9 protein-coding genes and 3 pseudogenes are annotated in these 16,869 nt (G+C 58.6%); 7 read left to right on the top strand and 5 right to left on the bottom strand.

The window, feature by feature from the left end; genetic code table 11:
• Positions 1 to 58: 58 nt before the first annotated feature.
• On the top strand, positions 59 to 1,363 hold the full coding sequence (locus tag SOPEG_RS12330) for an NAD(P)/FAD-dependent oxidoreductase (protein WP_025245569.1): 1,305 nt from the start codon (positions 59 to 61) through the stop codon (positions 1,361 to 1,363).
• Positions 1,364 to 2,032: 669 nt separating this feature from the next.
• Positions 2,033 to 2,538 (top strand): annotated as a pseudogene (locus tag SOPEG_RS12335) (glycine zipper 2TM domain-containing protein).
• Positions 2,539 to 2,674: 136 nt separating this feature from the next.
• Here the strand turns inward: SOPEG_RS12335 and mfd are convergent.
• On the bottom strand, positions 2,675 to 6,124 hold the full coding sequence (gene mfd / locus SOPEG_RS12340) for a transcription-repair coupling factor (protein WP_025245570.1): 3,450 nt from the start codon (positions 6,122 to 6,124) through the stop codon (positions 2,675 to 2,677).
• A gap of 209 nt (positions 6,125 to 6,333) precedes the next feature.
• Here mfd and lolC point away from each other — a divergent pair, with 209 nt between their 5' ends.
• From lolC to pepT, 5 genes and pseudogenes are all read left to right on the top strand, one after another.
• Positions 6,334 to 7,536 carry a lipoprotein-releasing ABC transporter permease subunit LolC gene (gene lolC / locus SOPEG_RS12345; protein ID WP_025245571.1) on the top strand — a complete coding sequence of 401 codons (1,203 nt, stop codon included), beginning with the start codon at positions 6,334 to 6,336 and terminating at the stop codon, positions 7,534 to 7,536.
• The gene (lolD, locus tag SOPEG_RS12350; protein WP_025245572.1) at positions 7,529 to 8,236 is read left to right on the top strand and encodes a lipoprotein-releasing ABC transporter ATP-binding protein LolD; all 708 of its coding nucleotides are present in this window, start codon (positions 7,529 to 7,531) and stop codon (positions 8,234 to 8,236) included. Before lolC ends, lolD begins: the two co-directional genes overlap by 8 nt.
• On the top strand, positions 8,233 to 9,477 hold the full coding sequence (lolE, locus tag SOPEG_RS12355; RefSeq protein ID WP_025245573.1) for a lipoprotein-releasing ABC transporter permease subunit LolE: 1,245 nt from the start codon (positions 8,233 to 8,235) through the stop codon (positions 9,475 to 9,477). The genes lolD and lolE overlap by 4 nt, the downstream gene beginning before the upstream one ends.
• 22 nt (positions 9,478 to 9,499) lie before the next feature.
• Positions 9,500 to 10,330, top strand: a pseudogene (gene cobB / locus SOPEG_RS12360) (Sir2 family NAD+-dependent deacetylase).
• 102 nt (positions 10,331 to 10,432) lie between these two features.
• Positions 10,433 to 11,695: a peptidase T gene (pepT, locus tag SOPEG_RS12365; protein ID WP_025245574.1), complete on the top strand. Its 1,263-nt coding sequence runs from the start codon at positions 10,433 to 10,435 to the stop codon at positions 11,693 to 11,695.
• Positions 11,696 to 11,935: 240 nt separating this feature from the next.
• Here pepT and SOPEG_RS12370 read toward each other — a convergent pair.
• From SOPEG_RS12370 to purB, 4 genes and pseudogenes are all read right to left on the bottom strand, one after another.
• Positions 11,936 to 13,054 (bottom strand): annotated as a pseudogene (locus SOPEG_RS12370) (ribosomal protein uL16 3-hydroxylase).
• Between the two features lie 112 nt (positions 13,055 to 13,166).
• Entirely contained in the window at positions 13,167 to 14,633 is a 1,467-nt protein-coding gene (gene phoQ, locus SOPEG_RS12375; protein ID WP_025245575.1) for a two-component system sensor histidine kinase PhoQ, read from the bottom strand.
• A gap of 5 nt (positions 14,634 to 14,638) precedes the next feature.
• Positions 14,639 to 15,310 (bottom strand): two-component system response regulator PhoP, encoded by a 672-nt coding sequence (gene phoP, locus SOPEG_RS12380; protein ID WP_025245576.1) that lies wholly within the window; start codon positions 15,308 to 15,310, stop codon positions 14,639 to 14,641.
• A 178-nt stretch (positions 15,311 to 15,488) separates the two neighbouring features.
• Positions 15,489 to 16,859 (bottom strand): adenylosuccinate lyase, encoded by a 1,371-nt coding sequence (gene purB / locus SOPEG_RS12385; RefSeq protein ID WP_025245577.1) that lies wholly within the window; start codon positions 16,857 to 16,859, stop codon positions 15,489 to 15,491.
• Between the last annotated feature and the right edge of the window lie 10 nt (positions 16,860 to 16,869).

Consider the following 16,869-nt stretch of genomic DNA (forward strand, 5'->3'; position numbering starts at 1 on the left):
TATAAGGATGTTTTTTGTTTACTCTTAGTTAACGGCCGGTTTACATTTAGGGGGCATTTTGACCACACCATTTAAGAAAATTGTCATTATAGGCGGCGGCGCCGGCGGTCTGGAGCTGGCGACCAGCCTGGGGCGTAAATTGGGGCGCCACAAGCGGGCAGATATAACGCTGGTGGATCGCAACCATAGCCATTTATGGAAACCGCTGCTGCATGAGGTGGCCACCGGCTCGCTCGATGAAGGCGTGGATGCCCTCAGTTACCTGGCCCATGCCCGCAATCATGCTTTCCAATTTCAGCTCGGCAGCATGATCGACATCGATCGCGAGCATAAACAGGTCCTGCTGGATGAAATCCGCGATGAGCAGGGGGCGCTGCTGGTGCCCGCCCGCCGTCTGGACTATGACATTCTGGTGATGGCGCTCGGCAGTACGTCGAACGACTTTGGCACCCCCGGCGTTAAAGAACACTGCATCTTCCTCGAGAATCCGCGTCAGGCGCAGCGTTTCCATAACGAGATGCTTAATCTGTTTCTTAAATTTTCCGCGCAGGGCGACCTGGAAGGAAAAGTAAATATCGCCATCGTCGGCGGCGGCGCGACCGGCGTCGAATTGTCGGCTGAGCTGCATAATGCGGTGCAACAGCTGCACAGCTATGGTTTCAAAGGGCTGGACAATCAGGCGCTGAATGTCACCCTGGTCGAGGCGGGAGAGCGTATTCTGCCGGCGCTGCCGCCGCGGATCTCCGCCGCCGCGCATCAAGAATTGACCAAGCTGGGGGTAAGGGTTTTGGCTAAAACCATGGTCACCAGCGCCGATGCGGGCGGACTGCATACCAAGGATGGCGAATATATCCAGGCGGAACTCATGGTCTGGGCCGCCGGCATCAAAGCGCCGGACTTCATGAAGGCGTTGGCCGGTCTGGAGACCAACCATATTAACCAATTAGTGGTTGAACCGACACTGCAGACCACGCGCGATCCGCATATTTTTGCTATCGGCGACTGTGCGTCGTGCGCGATGCCCGCCGGCGGCGTGGTGCCCCCGCGCGCACAGGCCGCGCATCAGATGGCCTCACGGGCCCACGGCAACATTTTGGCGCTGCTGCGCGGGCATACGCTCAAGCCCTACACCTACAAAGATCACGGCTCGCTGGTGTCATTATCGCGCTTTAGCACCATCGGCAGTCTGATGGGCAACCTGATGCGCGGTTCGATGATGATAGAAGGACGCATTGCCCGAGCGGTCTACATCTCGCTATACCGCATGCACCAAATCGCGCTGCATGGCTACATCAAAACCGGCCTTATCATGCTAGTGGGCAGGATCAACCGCGTGATCCGTCCGCATCTCAAACTGCACTAACCACGGGGGTGGCCCCTTTTAGGGTAACCGCCTTTTCGGCCCGGCGCAGGCGCTCCCTGGCCGGGTTTTTTAACAACAGTGCAAGCCGCGCCGTCGTCTCGCCCGGCAGCCGCAAGCGCTTTTTTGCCCCTTCCCTGGCCGCCGATCCGCCGTCCTGCGCGGCGCGCGGGGCAATAAACCCCCCCTGTTGCCAGAGTCTTCGCTTTCACCCCACGCGCGAAGAACGCAGCAACCCAACCGCCTCGGGTACTCGGCGCTTTGGCGCGCGGGGGCGGACCTCGAGGTGCAGACAATGGCGCTTAGCCCCCGTCCCAGCGCCTTGCGCGTGGGGGCGGAGGTCCGCACACCAAGCGCCGTGCCGTCGCCGTCCGTAGGCCATAGAGCTGCTGTGCGTCTGGTCATTGGCAGCATGAAATAGCGACTTTAGGCTTTTGGGGGTTAGGAATCCTCCCAAATCGCATAAAGTGCCGACAGAGTAGACTTTTTTCGCCCTTAATCTTATTGCCGCTGGGGCTTTCCTTCGGCAGACTTTGAGCTATCCCGGGAGCGCCACGCTTGCCGTCCGGGAGGAGCGCCCAGGCTCGGGTTACGCTTGCGGTCAAAAGGAAGCGAGGGTTATGCATCCGTTCACCGTTAGCGGATGCGTGATAATTGTCAGGAGGTTCTCCCGTGAATAAATCATTATTGGCGGGCGTCGGCATCGGTATTGCCGCCGCGTCGGGTATCGCGGCGGTCGCCGGGCTGGATGTGTTCTCCTCTAGCCTGAAATACGCCCAGGTCGTCACGGCATCGCCCATCAATGAAACGATTAAGACACCGCGTCAGGAGTGCCGAACGGTCGCCGTGACCCATCGCCGCCCGGTGCAGGACGAAAATAAAATCGCCGGCTCGGTATTGGGCGCCGTGGCCGGTGGCGTACTCGGCCACCAGTTCGGCGGCGGGCGGGGGGGGGGTATGCGGGCAACCAGGTGCAGGGTAATCTGCAAGATAGGGATACCTATACCACCAACCGTCAGCGTTGCCAGACGGTCTATGATAAATCGCAAAAACTGCTGGGCTATAACGTCACGTACAAAATTGGCAATCAGCAGGGCAAAATCCGTATGGACCACGATCCGGGCACGAAAATCCCGCTGGATCGCAACGGCCAACTGGTGCTGAACGACCAGGCATAAGGCGGGCGGCTCGGTTCGCCACCACCATAACATTCTTGAGGACGCCGCGCCGGGTGCGCAACACCGGGCGCGGCGTTTTTCCGTCATGTGGCGCGCGCTGGGTGACGCCCCTCCGTGCCCTGGCCCCAGTCGCGTTTTAGGCGCTTAGCGTATGCTGCTGTAATTCTTCCAGTAGCGCGTCAACATAGTCCAGCCGCACCGTACGATCCGCCAAATCGCGGATAAATCTCAAGCGGGTCGGGCCGTCCAGTCGATAGGTGACCGGTTCGCGTGTAAGCAGACCGATCAGATACGCGGGGTCGACGCGGTTGGTTTCGCTGAATTCGATAAAGCCCCCTTTATCGCTGCCTTCAATGCGGCGGATACCCAAACTTTGCGTCCGCTGCCTGAGGCGGGCTATCGCCAGCAAATAGCGCGCCGGGTCAGGCAGCAGACCGAAGCGGTCGATAAGCTCCACTTTCAAATCTTCGATTTCACGGTCATCGGCGGCGCTGGCAATGCGTTTATACAGCGACAAACGCGTGTTGACGTCAGGGATATACTCTTCCGGCAGCAGCGCGGGCATACGCAGCTCCACCTCGGTCAATTGGTTGGTGAGATCTTCCAAAGACGGTTCGCGTCCGGCCTTAAGGGCGTCCACCGCGCTTTCCAGGAGCTCCATATACAGGGAAAAACCGACGGTTTCCATCTGACCGCTTTGATCTTCTCCCAGAAGTTCACCGGCGCCGCGGATTTCCAAATCGTGCGTCGCCAACGCAAAGCCGGCGCCCAGATCCTCCAGCGAGGCGATCGTCTCCAACCGCTTATGGGCATCCTGGCTTAGCGTTTTCGGCGGCGGAGTCAGCAGGTAGGCGTAAGCCTGGTGGTGCGATCGTCCGACGCGGCCGCGTAATTGGTGCAGCTGCGCCAGGCCGAAATGGTCCGCTCGCTCGATGATAATGGTATTGGCGTTGGCGAGGTCGATACCGGTTTCAATGATGGTGGTACATACCAGCACGTTAAAGCGCTGATGGTGAAAATCATTCATCACCCGTTCCAAATCGCGCTCGCACAGCTGGCCGTGACCGATGGCGATGCGCGCCTCCGGCACCAGCGTTTCCAGGCGGCGGGCGGCTTTTTCAATATTCTCGACGTCGTTGTAAAGATAATAGACTTGGCCGCCGCGCAGCACTTCGCGCAGGATGGCCTCGCGTACCACCAGCGCGTCGTATTCGCGTACAAACGTTTTCATCGCCAGCCGGCGCGCCGGCGGCGTGGCGATAATCGACAGATCGCGCATGCCGCTCATCGCCATATTCAGCGTGCGCGGGATGGGGGTGGCGGTCAGGGTGAGAATATCGACATCGGCGCGCATCGCTTTGATGCGCTCTTTGTGGCGCACGCCGAAGCGGTGCTCCTCGTCGACGATGAGCAGACCCAAATCATGCCATTTGACATCGCTTTGCAGCAGCTTGTGGGTTCCAATCAGAATATCCACCTTGCCCTCGGCGGTCTGCTCCAGCACTTGGGCCTGATCCCGTGCGCTGCGAAAACGTGAAATCATCTCAATCCGCACCGGCCAGTTGGCGAACCGGTCGCGAAAATTGTCGAAATGCTGCTGCGCCAAGAGGGTGGTGGGTACCAGCATGGCCACCTGTTTGTGGTTTTCGATCGCCAAGAAAGCGGCGCGCATCGCGACTTCCGTTTTACCGAAGCCGACATCGCCGCAGACCAGGCGGTCCATGGCCAACGGCTGGCACATGTCGCTGAGCACCGCATTGATTGCCTGAGCCTGATCCACGGTAGGTTCAAACGGAAATCCCTCGCAAAACAATTGATAATTTTCCCGATTATGGCGGAAGGCGAAGCCGCTTTTGGCGGCGCGCTGGGCATAAATATCCAAAAGTTCCGCCGCCACGTCCCGCACCCGCTCGGCCGCTTTTTGCCGCGCCCGTGCCCAGGCGTCGCCGCCCAGTTTGTGCAGCGGCGCGTTTTCATCGGCGCCGCCGGCGTAGCGGCTGATGAGATGTAGCGAGGACACCGGCACGTAGAGCTTGTCGTTGCCGGCATAAGTGAGAATTAAATACTCGGCCTTGATGCCCCCCGCCTCCAGGGTGGTCATGCCGGCGTAACGGCCGACCCCGTGTTCCAGATGTACCACCGGCTGGCCTTCATGCAACTCGGCCAGATTGCGGATTAAAGTATCGGCGTTAATGGTGCGGCGATTATCCTGCCGGCGGCGGCTGACCCGTTCCCCCAGCAGATCGCCTTCGCAAATCAATGCCCTTGTGCGCGGCGCATCGATAAAACCCCGTTCGCTGGCGCCGATGATGAGATAAGCGCCCCGTTCGGCGGCGTCCTTCAGCCGGCTTATCAGCTTCGGCAGAATCTTCACCCGCGCCAGCAGCTCGCTTAAGGTTTCCCGCCGACCTTCGCTTTCCACCGAGAAAATCACCGGGCCGTCAAACTGCTCGCAAAACCGGCGTAACTTGTCCATGGGCGCTTTGCTCTGCACCTCCACCGCCAAATCCGGCAGCGGCCGATAATCCATGTTGTGCTGGCCGGCTTTCTCCGGCAGCGTTTGCGTGCTGAGCTGCACCCGCGGCCAGCGTTTAAGTTCGGCGAACAGACCCTCAACCCGCAGCCACAGGGCCTCGGGCGGCAGCAGCGGGCGCATGGGATCCACGCGGCGATTGTCAAAACGCACGCAGGCGTCGTCCCAGAAACGGCCGGCGCCGGCCTCGAGATCTCCGGTGTTGACCACCAGCGTGCCCGCCGGCAGATAGCTGAACAGCGGCACCAGCGGCTCGCTGAAAAACAGCGGCTGCCAATATTCGATCCCCGCCGGCAGCGTCCCTTTGCTTACCTGCTGGTAAACGTGCTCGGCGTCACGGCGCACATCAAACTGCTCGCGCCACTGGCTGCGGAACAGCTCTATCGCGGCTTTATCGGTAGGGAATTCGTGCGCCGGCAGCAGATTGATGGAGGTGACTTCTTGGAGGGTGCGCTGGGTATCCACGTCGAAAATACGCAGGCTGTCGATGTCGTCATCAAAAAAATCGATGCGGTAAGGCTCTTCGCTACCCATGGGATAGAGATCCAGCAGCGCGCCGCGGGTGGCGAATTCACCGTGCTCCATCACCTGATCGACGCTGCGGTAGCCGGCCTGTTCCAGCTGGGCGCGCAAGGTCTCCCGCGACAGACGTTGGCCTTTGGTCATCAACAGCGTGTGGCGGTGCAAAAAGGCGTGCGGGCAGACGCGCTGCATCAGGGTATTTACCGGTAGGATGATGACGCCGCGCGCAAGGGTAGGCAACTGGTAGAGGGTGGCTATCCTGTCGGAAATAATTTCTTGATGGGGAGAGAAACTGTCGTAGGGCAGGGTCTCCCAATCGGGTAGAGTAAGGACCGGGTGACGGGTGAACTGCCGGATCTCATCATGCAGCCGCAGCGCGCTTTGCATGTCGGTAGCGATGAGCAACACCGGTCCCGGATAGCGGTCGACAATGGCGGCGCACTCTACGGCGCTGGCGGCGCCGGTAAGCTGACCCAGGGTCAGTTTTTTGCCGGTTTGGGTCGGTAAGGTATAACGATCGCGTTCTGACATAGCTAATGATAAATCTCTTTTCTCACATCACGGGGCCATCGCAGCACAGCCTGCGATAGAATGCCGCAGCGGCGGGGAAGATGGCTAAAAAATGCGCGTTTTCAGGAATAAAAGCCGGCCGTTGCGGCGCTTAATGGTTCCATAATGCCATACGACCCTTTATTATCCTTGATCACTTTGCTTTCGCAACCGCATCCAGACGGAAATCAATGTATCAACCTGTCGTATTATATATTGGCCTGCGCTATATGCGTGGGCGGGCATCAGACCGCTTCGGTCGTTTTGTCTCCTGGCTCTCCACCAGCGCCATCACGCTTGGCGTGATGGCGCTGGTGACGGTGTTATCGGTGATGAACGGTTTCGAGCGTGAACTGGAGAGCAATATCCTCGGATCGATGCCCCAGGCGCTGTTGACTACCCCCGAGAGGCGGCTTGATCCTAAACGTATTCCGGCCTCGGTGCCAGATGCGCTTGCGGGGGTAACGCGCGTAGCGCCGCTGACCACCGGCGATGTCGTGCTGCAAAGCGCGCGCAGCGTCGCGGTGGGCGTGATGCTCGGCGTCAATCCGGGGGATCCCGAACCGCTGTCGCATTATTTGCTGGAGACCCGACAAGATGACCTGGTGGCCGGCCAATACCGGGTGATCCTGGGCGACGAACTGGCCGCCGCGCTCAGCGTGAAGCGCGGCGATGCGGTGCGGCTGATGGTGCCCGGGGCCAGCCAATTCACTCCGATGGGCCGTATTCCCAGCCAGCGTTTATTCACCGTGGCCGGCACCTTCGCCGCCAACAGCGAAGTCGATGGCTACCAACTGCTGGTCAATCAGCAGGATGCGTCGCGCCTGATGCGCTATCCCGCCGGCTACGTTACCGGCTGGCGCTTGTGGTTGCAGCAGCCGCTGGCGGTAGAAAGTTTGAGCACGCAGTCTTTGCCGGACGGCCTGGTGTGGCACGATTGGCGCGAACGCAAGGGGGAATTATTCCAGGCCGTGCGTATGGAAAAGAACATGATGGGCCTGCTGTTGAGCCTGATCGTCGCGGTGGCGGCGTTTAATATTATCACCTCGCTTGGACTGCTGGTGATGAAAAAACAGGCCGAGGTGGCGATATTACAGACCCAGGGTCTGACTCGCCGTCAGGTTATGCTGGTGTTTATCGCCCAGGGGGCCAGCGCCGGCGTTGTCGGCGCGTTGCTTGGCACCGGCCTCGGCGTTTTGCTGGCCAGTCAACTGAACCGTCTGATGCCGGCCCTCGGAGCGCTGCTTGACGGGGCCGCGCTGCCGGTGGCTATCGAACCGGTACAGGTGGCGGTCATCGCGCTGTCGGCCATGGCCGTAGCGCTGCTGTCCACGATTTATCCTTCCTGGCGCGCCGCCGCCGTTCATCCCGCTGAGGCTTTACGATATGAATGATGCTCCTTTGTTACACTGTTCCCAACTCAGCAAACGTTATCAGGAAGGTAAGCTTTACACCGATGTATTGCGTAACGTGAGTTTCACGCTGCAGCGCGGCGAAATGATGGCGATTGTCGGGAGTTCCGGTTCCGGTAAAAGCACGCTGTTACATCTGCTGGGCGGGCTGGATGAACCGACCGGCGGCGAGGTGATATTTGAAGGCCAGCCGCTGAATACGCTTTCTTCCGCCGCGCGCGCGCTGTTGCGCAACCGGCGGTTGGGTTTTATCTACCAGTTCCATCATTTACTGCCCGATTTCACCGCGCTGGAAAATGTGGCGATGCCGCTTCTGATTGGCGGTAACCGCCCGGCCCAGGCGCAAGAGACGGCGCGGGAAATGCTGGCGGCGGTAGGGCTTGAGAAACGCGGCCACCACCGCCCGGCGGAACTGTCCGGCGGCGAGCGGCAGCGGGTGGCTATCGCGCGCGCGCTGGTGAATCATCCGGCGCTGGTGCTGGCCGACGAGCCCACCGGCAATCTGGATCAGCGCAATGCGGACAGTATTTTTGAACTGTTGGGCGAGCTGAATATGCGCCAGGGCACCGCCTTTTTGGTGGTGACTCACGATCTTCAACTGGCGAAGCGCCTGCACCGGCAGCTGGAAATGCGCGATGGCGCGCTGCAGGCCGAAGGCGCGCTGCTGGGAGCCGGGCAATGAAGATGCCGCTGTCGTTGCAAATCGCGCTTCGCTTCAGCCGGGGGGGGCGGCGGGGCGGTATGGTGTCGTTGATTTCGGTCATCTCCACCATCGGCATCGCGCTCGGGGTCGCGGTGCTGATTATCGGCCTGAGCGCCATGAACGGGTTCGAGCGTGAGTTGAACAACCGTATTTTGGCGGTGGTGCCCCATGGCGAGATCGAACCGGTGAATCCGCCGTTCGCCGACTGGCCGGCGGTGTTAAAACGTATTGAACAAGTGCCGGGCATCCTTGCTGCCGCGCCCTATCTGAATTTTACCGGCCTGGTGGAGCGTGACGACAAGTTGCAGGCCATCCAGGTAAAAGGCGTCGACCCGGCGCTGGAACTTCGGCTCAGCGCGCTGCCGCGCTACGTAAAGGGTGATGCCTGGTCGCATTTTCAGGCCAGTCATCAGCAAATCATCGTTGGTAAAGGGGTGGCCGATACGCTGAAGGTCAAGTCCGGCGACTGGCTGACGGTGATGATTCCCAACAGCGATCCCCAGATGAAGCTGTTACAGCCAAAACGTATTCGCTTGCAGGTCAGCGGGATTTTGGCGCTGAATGGCCAGCTGGATCACAGTTTTGCCATGGTACCGCTGGCGGACGCCCAGAACTATTTGCAGCGCGGTGAAGACGTCGGCGGCATCGCCATTAAGGTCAGCGACGTTTTCAACGCCAATAAACTGGTGCGGGACGCGGGGGAGGTGACCAATGCTTATGTCAAAATCCGCAGCTGGATCGGCACCTACGGCTATATGTATCGCGATATTCAGATGATCCGCGCCATTATGTACCTGGCGATGGTGTTGGTAATAGGCGTCGCCTGTTTCAATATCGTTTCCACGCTGGTGATGGCGGTTAAGGATAAAAGCGCCGATATCGCGATTTTGCGCACCCTTGGGGCCAAAGACGGGCTGACCCGTGCTATTTTTATTTGGTATGGCTTGCTGGCGGGCTTGACCGGTAGCGTTATCGGCGCGGTGGGCGGCGTGTTGATGGCGCTCAACCTAACGACGCTTGTGAAGGGGCTTGAGCGTCTGCTGGGCCACCGGCTGCTGTCCGGGGATATTTACTTTATCGATTTTCTGCCGACCGAGCTGCACTGGGTGAACGTCACCAGCGTGCTGGCCACGGCGCTGTTGCTCAGTCTGCTGGCGAGCTGGTATCCGGCGCGGCGCGCAAGCCGCATCGATCCGGCCCGGGTATTGAGCGGTCAATGAGGCCGCATAAGGAACAGTGCGCATGCGTATTCATCGTCGGTTAATCCGGTTTCGCAAAAGTAAAAGATTACGGCAGCAACGCCTGCGCGCCCGTATTTTTCACCGGGACTTACTAGCGGTGACCAAAATGAAAAAACCTTTTGTTGTGGTGCTTACGGGCGCGGGTATTTCCGCGGAGTCGGGCATTCGCACTTTCCGGGCCGAAGACGGGTTATGTGAGGAGCATCGGGTGGAAGATGTCGCCACCCCCGAAGGGTTTGCCCGCAACCCCGCGCTGGTGCAGGCGTTTTATAACGCCCGCCGGCGTCAGCTGTTGCAGCCGGAGATCGCGCCCAATCCCGCGCATTTGGCGCTGGCTGAACTGGAGCAGATGCTGGGCGATAATTTTCTGCTCATTATGCAAAATATCGATAATCTGCACGAACGCGCTGGTAACCGGCGTATCATCCATATGCACGGTGAATTGCTAAAGGTGCGCTGCAGCCAAAGCGGCCAGATCCTCGAGTGGCGTGACGACGTCACCGAGGCTGATCGCTGCCATTGCTGCCAGTTTCCCGCCGTGCTGCGTCCCCATGTGGTCTGATTTGGCGAAATGCCGCTCGGGATGGACGATATCTACCATGCCCTGGCGCGCGCCGATTATTTTCTGGCGATTGGCACCTCGGGCCACGTCTACCCGGCCGCTGGCTTTGTTCACGAGGCACCTCTTTGCGGCGCCCGCACCGTCGAACTGAATCTGGCGCCGAGCCAGGTGGAAAGCCAGTTCGAGGAAAAATACTATGGCCCGGCCAGCCGCTGTGTGCCGCAGTGGACCCGCGAGTTTATCGACGGTTTCATCGCCCAGCGCGGCTGAGCCGTCGGTTTTGCTCTCTTCAGGCATAAAACTGACCTGACACAATATTTTCCAGCGCGTCGCTGGTCATAATGGGCCGTGGCGAAGAGACAGGCGGAAACAATGAATAAATTACTCGATCGTTTTTTACATTACGTATCTTTTGATACCCAGTCCAAGCCCGGCGTAAAGCATGTGCCCAGTACCGACGGTCAATGGAAGCTGGCCCGCGCGCTGCAAGATGAGCTTGCCGCGCTGGGGCTTGCGGATATTACGCTTAGCGATCATGGCTGCCTGATGGCGACTTTGCCGTCCAATGTGTCCTGGCCGGTGCCGGTTGTCGGCTTTATCGCGCATATGGATACCGCGCCGGATTTCACCGGTAAAAACGTCAATCCGCAAATCGTGGAACAGTATCGCGGCGGCGATATTGCTCTCGGCAATGGCGATGAGGTCCTTTCGCCGGTCATGTTCCCGGTGCTGCATAATTTGATTGGCCATACGCTTATCACCACCGATGGCAAAACGCTGCTGGGCGCCGACGACAAAGCGGGGCTGGCGGAGATCGTCACCGCGATAGTGCGGCTCAAGGAGCAGAGCATTCCTCACGGCACGATCCGCATCGCGTTTACGCCGGACGAGGAAGTGGGCAAGGGGACGCAATTTTTCGATATCGAGCGCTTCGGCGCCGAATGGGCCTACACCCTGGACGGCAGCGATGTCGGCGAGCTGGAGTATGAAAATTTCAACGCCGCCTCGGTGACGGTGAAGATCGTCGGCAATAATGTGCATCCGGGCACCGCCAAAGGGGTGATGGTAAACGCGCTGTCGCTGGCCACCCGCTATCATCAGATGATGCCCGCTGCGGAAAGCCCGGAGGCGACCTCCGGCTATGAGGGGTTCTATCACCTCAATACGATGAAAGGCAGCGTGGATAAGGTGGAAATGCACTATATCGTGCGTGATTTTGACCGCCAGCGGTTTGAAGCGCGTAAGCAGTTCATGATAACCAGCGCCGAGACGCTGGGGAAAGGGCTGCATCCGGATTGCTATATTGAGCTGACTATTGAGGACAGCTATTACAATATGCATGAACATGTCGCCAATCACCCCCATATCATCGAGCTGGCGCGGCAGGCGATGGTGGACTGCGGCGTCGAGCCGGTCATCAAGCCCATCCGCGGCGGTACCGATGGCGCCCAGCTCTCCTGGCGCGGTTTGCCCTGCCCGAATCTGTTTACCGGCGGCTATAACTACCACGGCAAACATGAATTTGCCTCGCAGGACGTGATGGAGAAAGCGGTGCAGGTGATAACTCGCCTTGCCGCGTTAACGGCACTCCGGGCTAAAGGCGCGCATGCCAAGCCCGCGCCGGCGGCGGAGTAACGGGTGATGCCGTTCGCACAACGGAGGGCATGACTGCCCCGTCGCGGCGCCCGGCGAGCGCGTGATTTACTCGCCTAGTGATGGTGTGTGGTGGCAATCTCACCCAGGGCGAGGCGGCGATGGCTGCTCGCGCATCGCTCTCGGGGCCGCCCACCGCATCGGAAACGCGACATGCCCCAGGCAAAAACACCCCCCGCCGGGTAGCGGGGGCCTGAAGGGGCGTCTCAGCCGCCGGGGAGATCAGTTTTTAAAATACCAATAGCCGCTATTAATCAGGCCCGCCAGCAGCGCCAAGAACGAAGGATCCTCCAGCGCGTCGCCTAACTGTTCCCGACTGATGTCGTAACGTGCGGCAAGCGCGGCGGCGGCACGGTGTGGCGTCACAATCTTTTCGCCGTTGACGTAGCTGTCATCGCCGACCCGCAGCACCCGCAGCCCGCCGACGCGAAACAGGCTTTCGCCCTGATTGAGCAAATCATAGATTTCTCCGGCCTGATAGGGCGGCTCGAGCGGCGCCAAATCCAGCTCATGGCGCGATTGGGAAATAAATTCGCCAAACCATTGATTGAATTGATCGGGCTGCTGCATCAGCGCCATCATCATGGCGCGCAGCGCATCGACTTCCGCCGGCAGGATATGGGCGGGATCGTCGAGCGACGGGATCGCCGGATCGCTGTAGCGTTGGCCGCCCAGTTCCTGGGCCAGCACATAATCGGCAAAACCGCTTACCAGCTCGCGGCTGCTCTGCGCCCGGAAGCCAACGGAATAATTCAGCGCGTTCTCCAGCGCATAGCCTTCATGGGGGAAGCCGGGCGGAATATATAGCATATCGCCGGGCTCCATTTGTTCGTCGATAATCGCCTCAAAGGGCTCGACCTGTAGCAAATCGGGATGGGGACAGTGCTGTTTCAGCGGGATTTTATCGCCGACGCGCCAGTGCCGGCGGCCCTGGCCTTGAATAATAAACACATCATATTGATCGAGATGAGGGCCGACGCCGCCGCCGGGAACCGAAAACGAAATCATTAGATCGTCTATGCGCCAGTCAGGCAAGCGACGGAAGGGCTGCATGAGCGCCGCCGAGGGTTCGTGCCAGTGATCGACCGCCTGTACCAGCAGCGACCAGTTGTGGTCCCCCAACTGATCGTAGCTGGCAAAGGGACCATGGCTCACCTACCAAACGCCATCGTCATGGCTGACCAGACGGCTGTCCACTTCGGCTTCCATGGCCAGGCCGGCCAGTTCGTCAGGCGACAGCGGATCGACGAAGTCGCGAAATGCGCGTTTAATGATTACCGGGCGTTTCTGCCAGTAGCGTTGTAGAAAGTCGTTCCAGTCCAACTCAAGTTGATAATCCATAGCCTGATTCCAGCGCGGGAGAAATTAGAGGAATTATAACGGATAGCAGCGGCGCAGGCCGGAGATTTTTACCCGCGCTGCGCCAAACGGGATGGGGCGCCCATAACCGGCCTTAATCGTCTTCGGGCTGCGTACCCTGCTGCTTGAAGATGACCTCCACCAGCGCCCCGCCGAGGGCGCTTTCGCCAATCACAATATCGCCGTCGTACTGCTCAAGAATTTCCGCCGCCACCGAGAGCCCCAGACCTTGGCCGGGACGCAGCGTATCGGCGCGCTGACCGCGCTGGAAGATAAGGGTGCGCTTGGACTCCGGGATGCCCGGGCCGTCATCTTCGATAATAATATGTAGCGCGCTTTCCCTTTCGCGGGCGCTAACCTCGACAAATTCCAGGCAATATTTGCAGGCGTTGTCCAGAATATTACCCATCACCTCCATAAAGTCGTTTTTCTCGCCAATAAACGTCAACTCCGGCGAAATATCCAGCGACAGGGAAACCCCTTTGCGTTGATAAACTTTGTTGAGGGCCGAGCACAGGCTATCGAGCAGCGGCGGCACGGAATGCAGCTCGCGGCTCAGGACATTATGATCCGAGTGGACGGTGGCGCGGTGCAGGTAATAGCCGATTTGCTGGGAAATGCGGCTGATTTGCTCCAGCATAATCGGTTCCGCCATTTCAATATTGGTGTCGCGATCGGTGCGCAGGGAACGCAGCGTGGTTTGCAGCACCGCCAGCGGCGTTTTCAGACTGTGGGTCAAATCAGACAGGGTGGAGCGGTACTTCTGGTAGCGCTGGCGTTCGTTATTCAGCAAAATATTTAAATTGCGCACCAGGATATCCAGTTCGCGCGGCGGGTTCTCATCCAGACGTTCCCGTTCACCGACCTCCAGCTCGCGCACCTGCCTGACCAGATCTTTTATAGGGCGCAGGCTCCAGTGTGCCGCCAGCCACAGCAGCGGCACCACCAGCAGGAGATTGGCCAGCAGAACATAGCTGAACCATTCCCAAACGAGATCGGTGCGCTGCAGCTCATGGGGAATGGTATCGACGACCACTATGGTCAGCGGCGGCAGGCGGCCGGTCGCCGGATAGCGGTTGACCGCAACGGAATGGGTCAGGGCATTATCGTCGCTGCTGTCGAACTCTTTGAGCCGCACCTGGGCGCTGGGGTTGTTACCCACCACCGCGCTGCTGGTGCGCATATCGGTATCGAGCTCGAAATAGCCGGTCTTGGTCAGCCAGTCCTGCTGCAGGCGAGACTCCAGCGCCGGCACATAACGCTGGCGCCAGAGTATATGGCCATTTTCATCATAAATCAGCACCAGCGCGGCGAAGTTGATATCGATATTCGGCGGCACGGCTATCGACAGTTTGTTGTCCTTCCACTGCGCCAGACTGAAAAAGAGATTACTTTCGCCCCGCAGCAGGCGGAATGACGTTTTATCAAAGCTGACGCTGTAGCCAATGACGGCCACCATGCCGTAGCACAGAGAGAGCGCCAGAACTACGCAGGCTGCAGCCAGCAAAAATCTGACGCGCAGGGAAAACGGTTTTTTGTGGCGAAACGGAAATAGGGTCATAGAGCCTAGTTAACATCAAAACGGTAGCCCTGACCGCGAATTGTGGTGATCACTTCATGCGGGTAATTGGCCTGCATCTTTTTCCGTAGACGACCCATTAACACGTCGATGGTGTGACTCTCGCGCAATTCAGCGTCGGGATAAAGTTGCAGCATCAGCGAATCCTTGCTGACGACTTTGCCGGCGTTGCGTATCAATGTCTCAACTATAGTATATTCAAACGCGGTGAGCCTGATATTAACCTCGTTAATCATGAGCTCACGGCGCGAAAGGTCAATGAGGAAGGGCGGCAGCTCGATGACCTGCGACGCCAGACCGCTGTTGCGGCGCATCAACGCCTGCATGCGCGCCACGACCTCTTCCAAATGAAACGGTTTAGTGACATAGTCGTCGGCGCCAGCTTCCAGCACCGTGACTTTATCCTGCCAGCCTTCGCGGGCGGTGAGCACCAGCAGGGGAATTTTCACCTGATGGCTGCGCCAGCGGCGAATAAGGTTGAGACCGTCCTCATCCGGTAGGCCTAGATCAACAATAGCGATATCGGGTGGATGCTCATTTAGAAAGTAGTCCGCCTCCCTGGCGTCCGCTGCGGCATCCACCTGGTGCCCCATTTCACGCATCTGTACCGTCAGATGATGACGAAGAAGAGAATTATCTTCTATTACCAGAACTCGCATCGCAGCTCCTAAATAAAATCACTCTTAACGGATCCGGTGGCGCAATCCGTCTTGCTTAAGCGGTTATCCTCCCGGCTGGGAAGGAATATCTTACCGGATAAGAGTATCCCAGAGAGTGACTAAACTCCGCATAAACAGAGAGGGAACCAGGGTCGGACGCAGGTTCCCTTTTTATCACCTATTTTAATTCATCAACCATCGCCGCCGCGCGGCCGATATAGTTAGCCGGCGTCAGCGTTTTCAGTCGCGCTTTTTCCGCATCCGGCAGCGGCAAACTGTCGATAAAGGCTTTCATGCCTTCAGCGTCGACGCGCTTACCGCGGGTGAGTTCTTTCAGCTTCTCGTAAGGTTTTTCAATCCCGTAGCGGCGCATCACCGTCTGTATGGGTTCAGCCAGGACTTCCCAATTATGGTCGAGCTCCGCCAATAAATGGGCCTGATTGACCTCCAGTTTACTAATTCCTTTAAGCGTAGACTGGTAAGCGATAAGCGCATAACCAATACCGACGCCTAAATTGCGCAGTACGGTGGAGTCGGTCAAATCCCGCTGCCAGCGCGAGACCGGCAATTTCGCCGCCAAGTGGTTCATCACCGTATTCGCCAGTCCCAAATTCCCTTCTGAATTCTCGAAGTCGATGGGGTTCACCTTGTGCGGCATGGTCGACGAGCCGATTTCGCCAGCGACGGTACGCTGTTTGAAATGATTAAGAGCAATATAGCCCCAGACGTCACAGTCGAAATCAATCACGATAGTATTAAACCGCGAGATGCAGTCGAACACTTCGGCGATATAATCATGCGGCTCGATTTGGGTGGTAAAGGGGTTCCAACCGATACCGAGCCCGGTGACGAACTCTTCGCTGAAACGATGCCAGTCCACCTCGGGATAGGCAACCATATGGGCGTTGTAATTGCCGACCGCGCCGTTAATCTTGCCCAGAATCTCTGCCTGTTCGAGCTGAAGATACTGGCGCGTCATGCGATAGGCGACATTCGCCATCTCCTTGCCAAGCGTCGAGGGCGTCGCCGGCTGGCCGTGGGTGCGCGACAGCAGGGGAATATCGCGATAGCGTTCGGCAAGCGCGGTGACGCCGTCGATGATTTGGCGCCAGGCGGGCAGCAGGATAGTCTCGCGGGCGGTGGCCAGCATCAGCGCGTGGGAGAGATTATTGATATCTTCGGAGGTACAGGCGAAATGGATAAATTCGCTCACCGCCAGCAGCGCCGGTTGCGCGGCAACTTTCTCTTTCAGAAAATATTCAACCGCTTTCACATCATGATTGGTGGTGCGCTCAATGGTTTTGATGCGCTCGGCGTCTTCGACGCTGAAATTGGCGACAATCGCGTCAAGGTAACCGTTTGCGTGGTCGTCAAAGGGTGGGACCTCTTTGATCGCGTCACAGGCGGCCAGCTTTTGCAGCCAGCACACTTCCACCTGTACGCGAAATTTCAGCAAACCAAATTCGCTGAAAATAGCGCGCAGCGGGCTGACTTTGTCGCCGTAGCGGCCGTCGACGGGCGAAACGGCGGTCAGAGAGGATAATTCCATCGATTGCGAC

Source organism: Candidatus Sodalis pierantonius str. SOPE, assembly GCF_000517405.1.
GTDB lineage: Bacteria > Pseudomonadota > Gammaproteobacteria > Enterobacterales > Enterobacteriaceae > Sodalis_C > Sodalis_C pierantonii.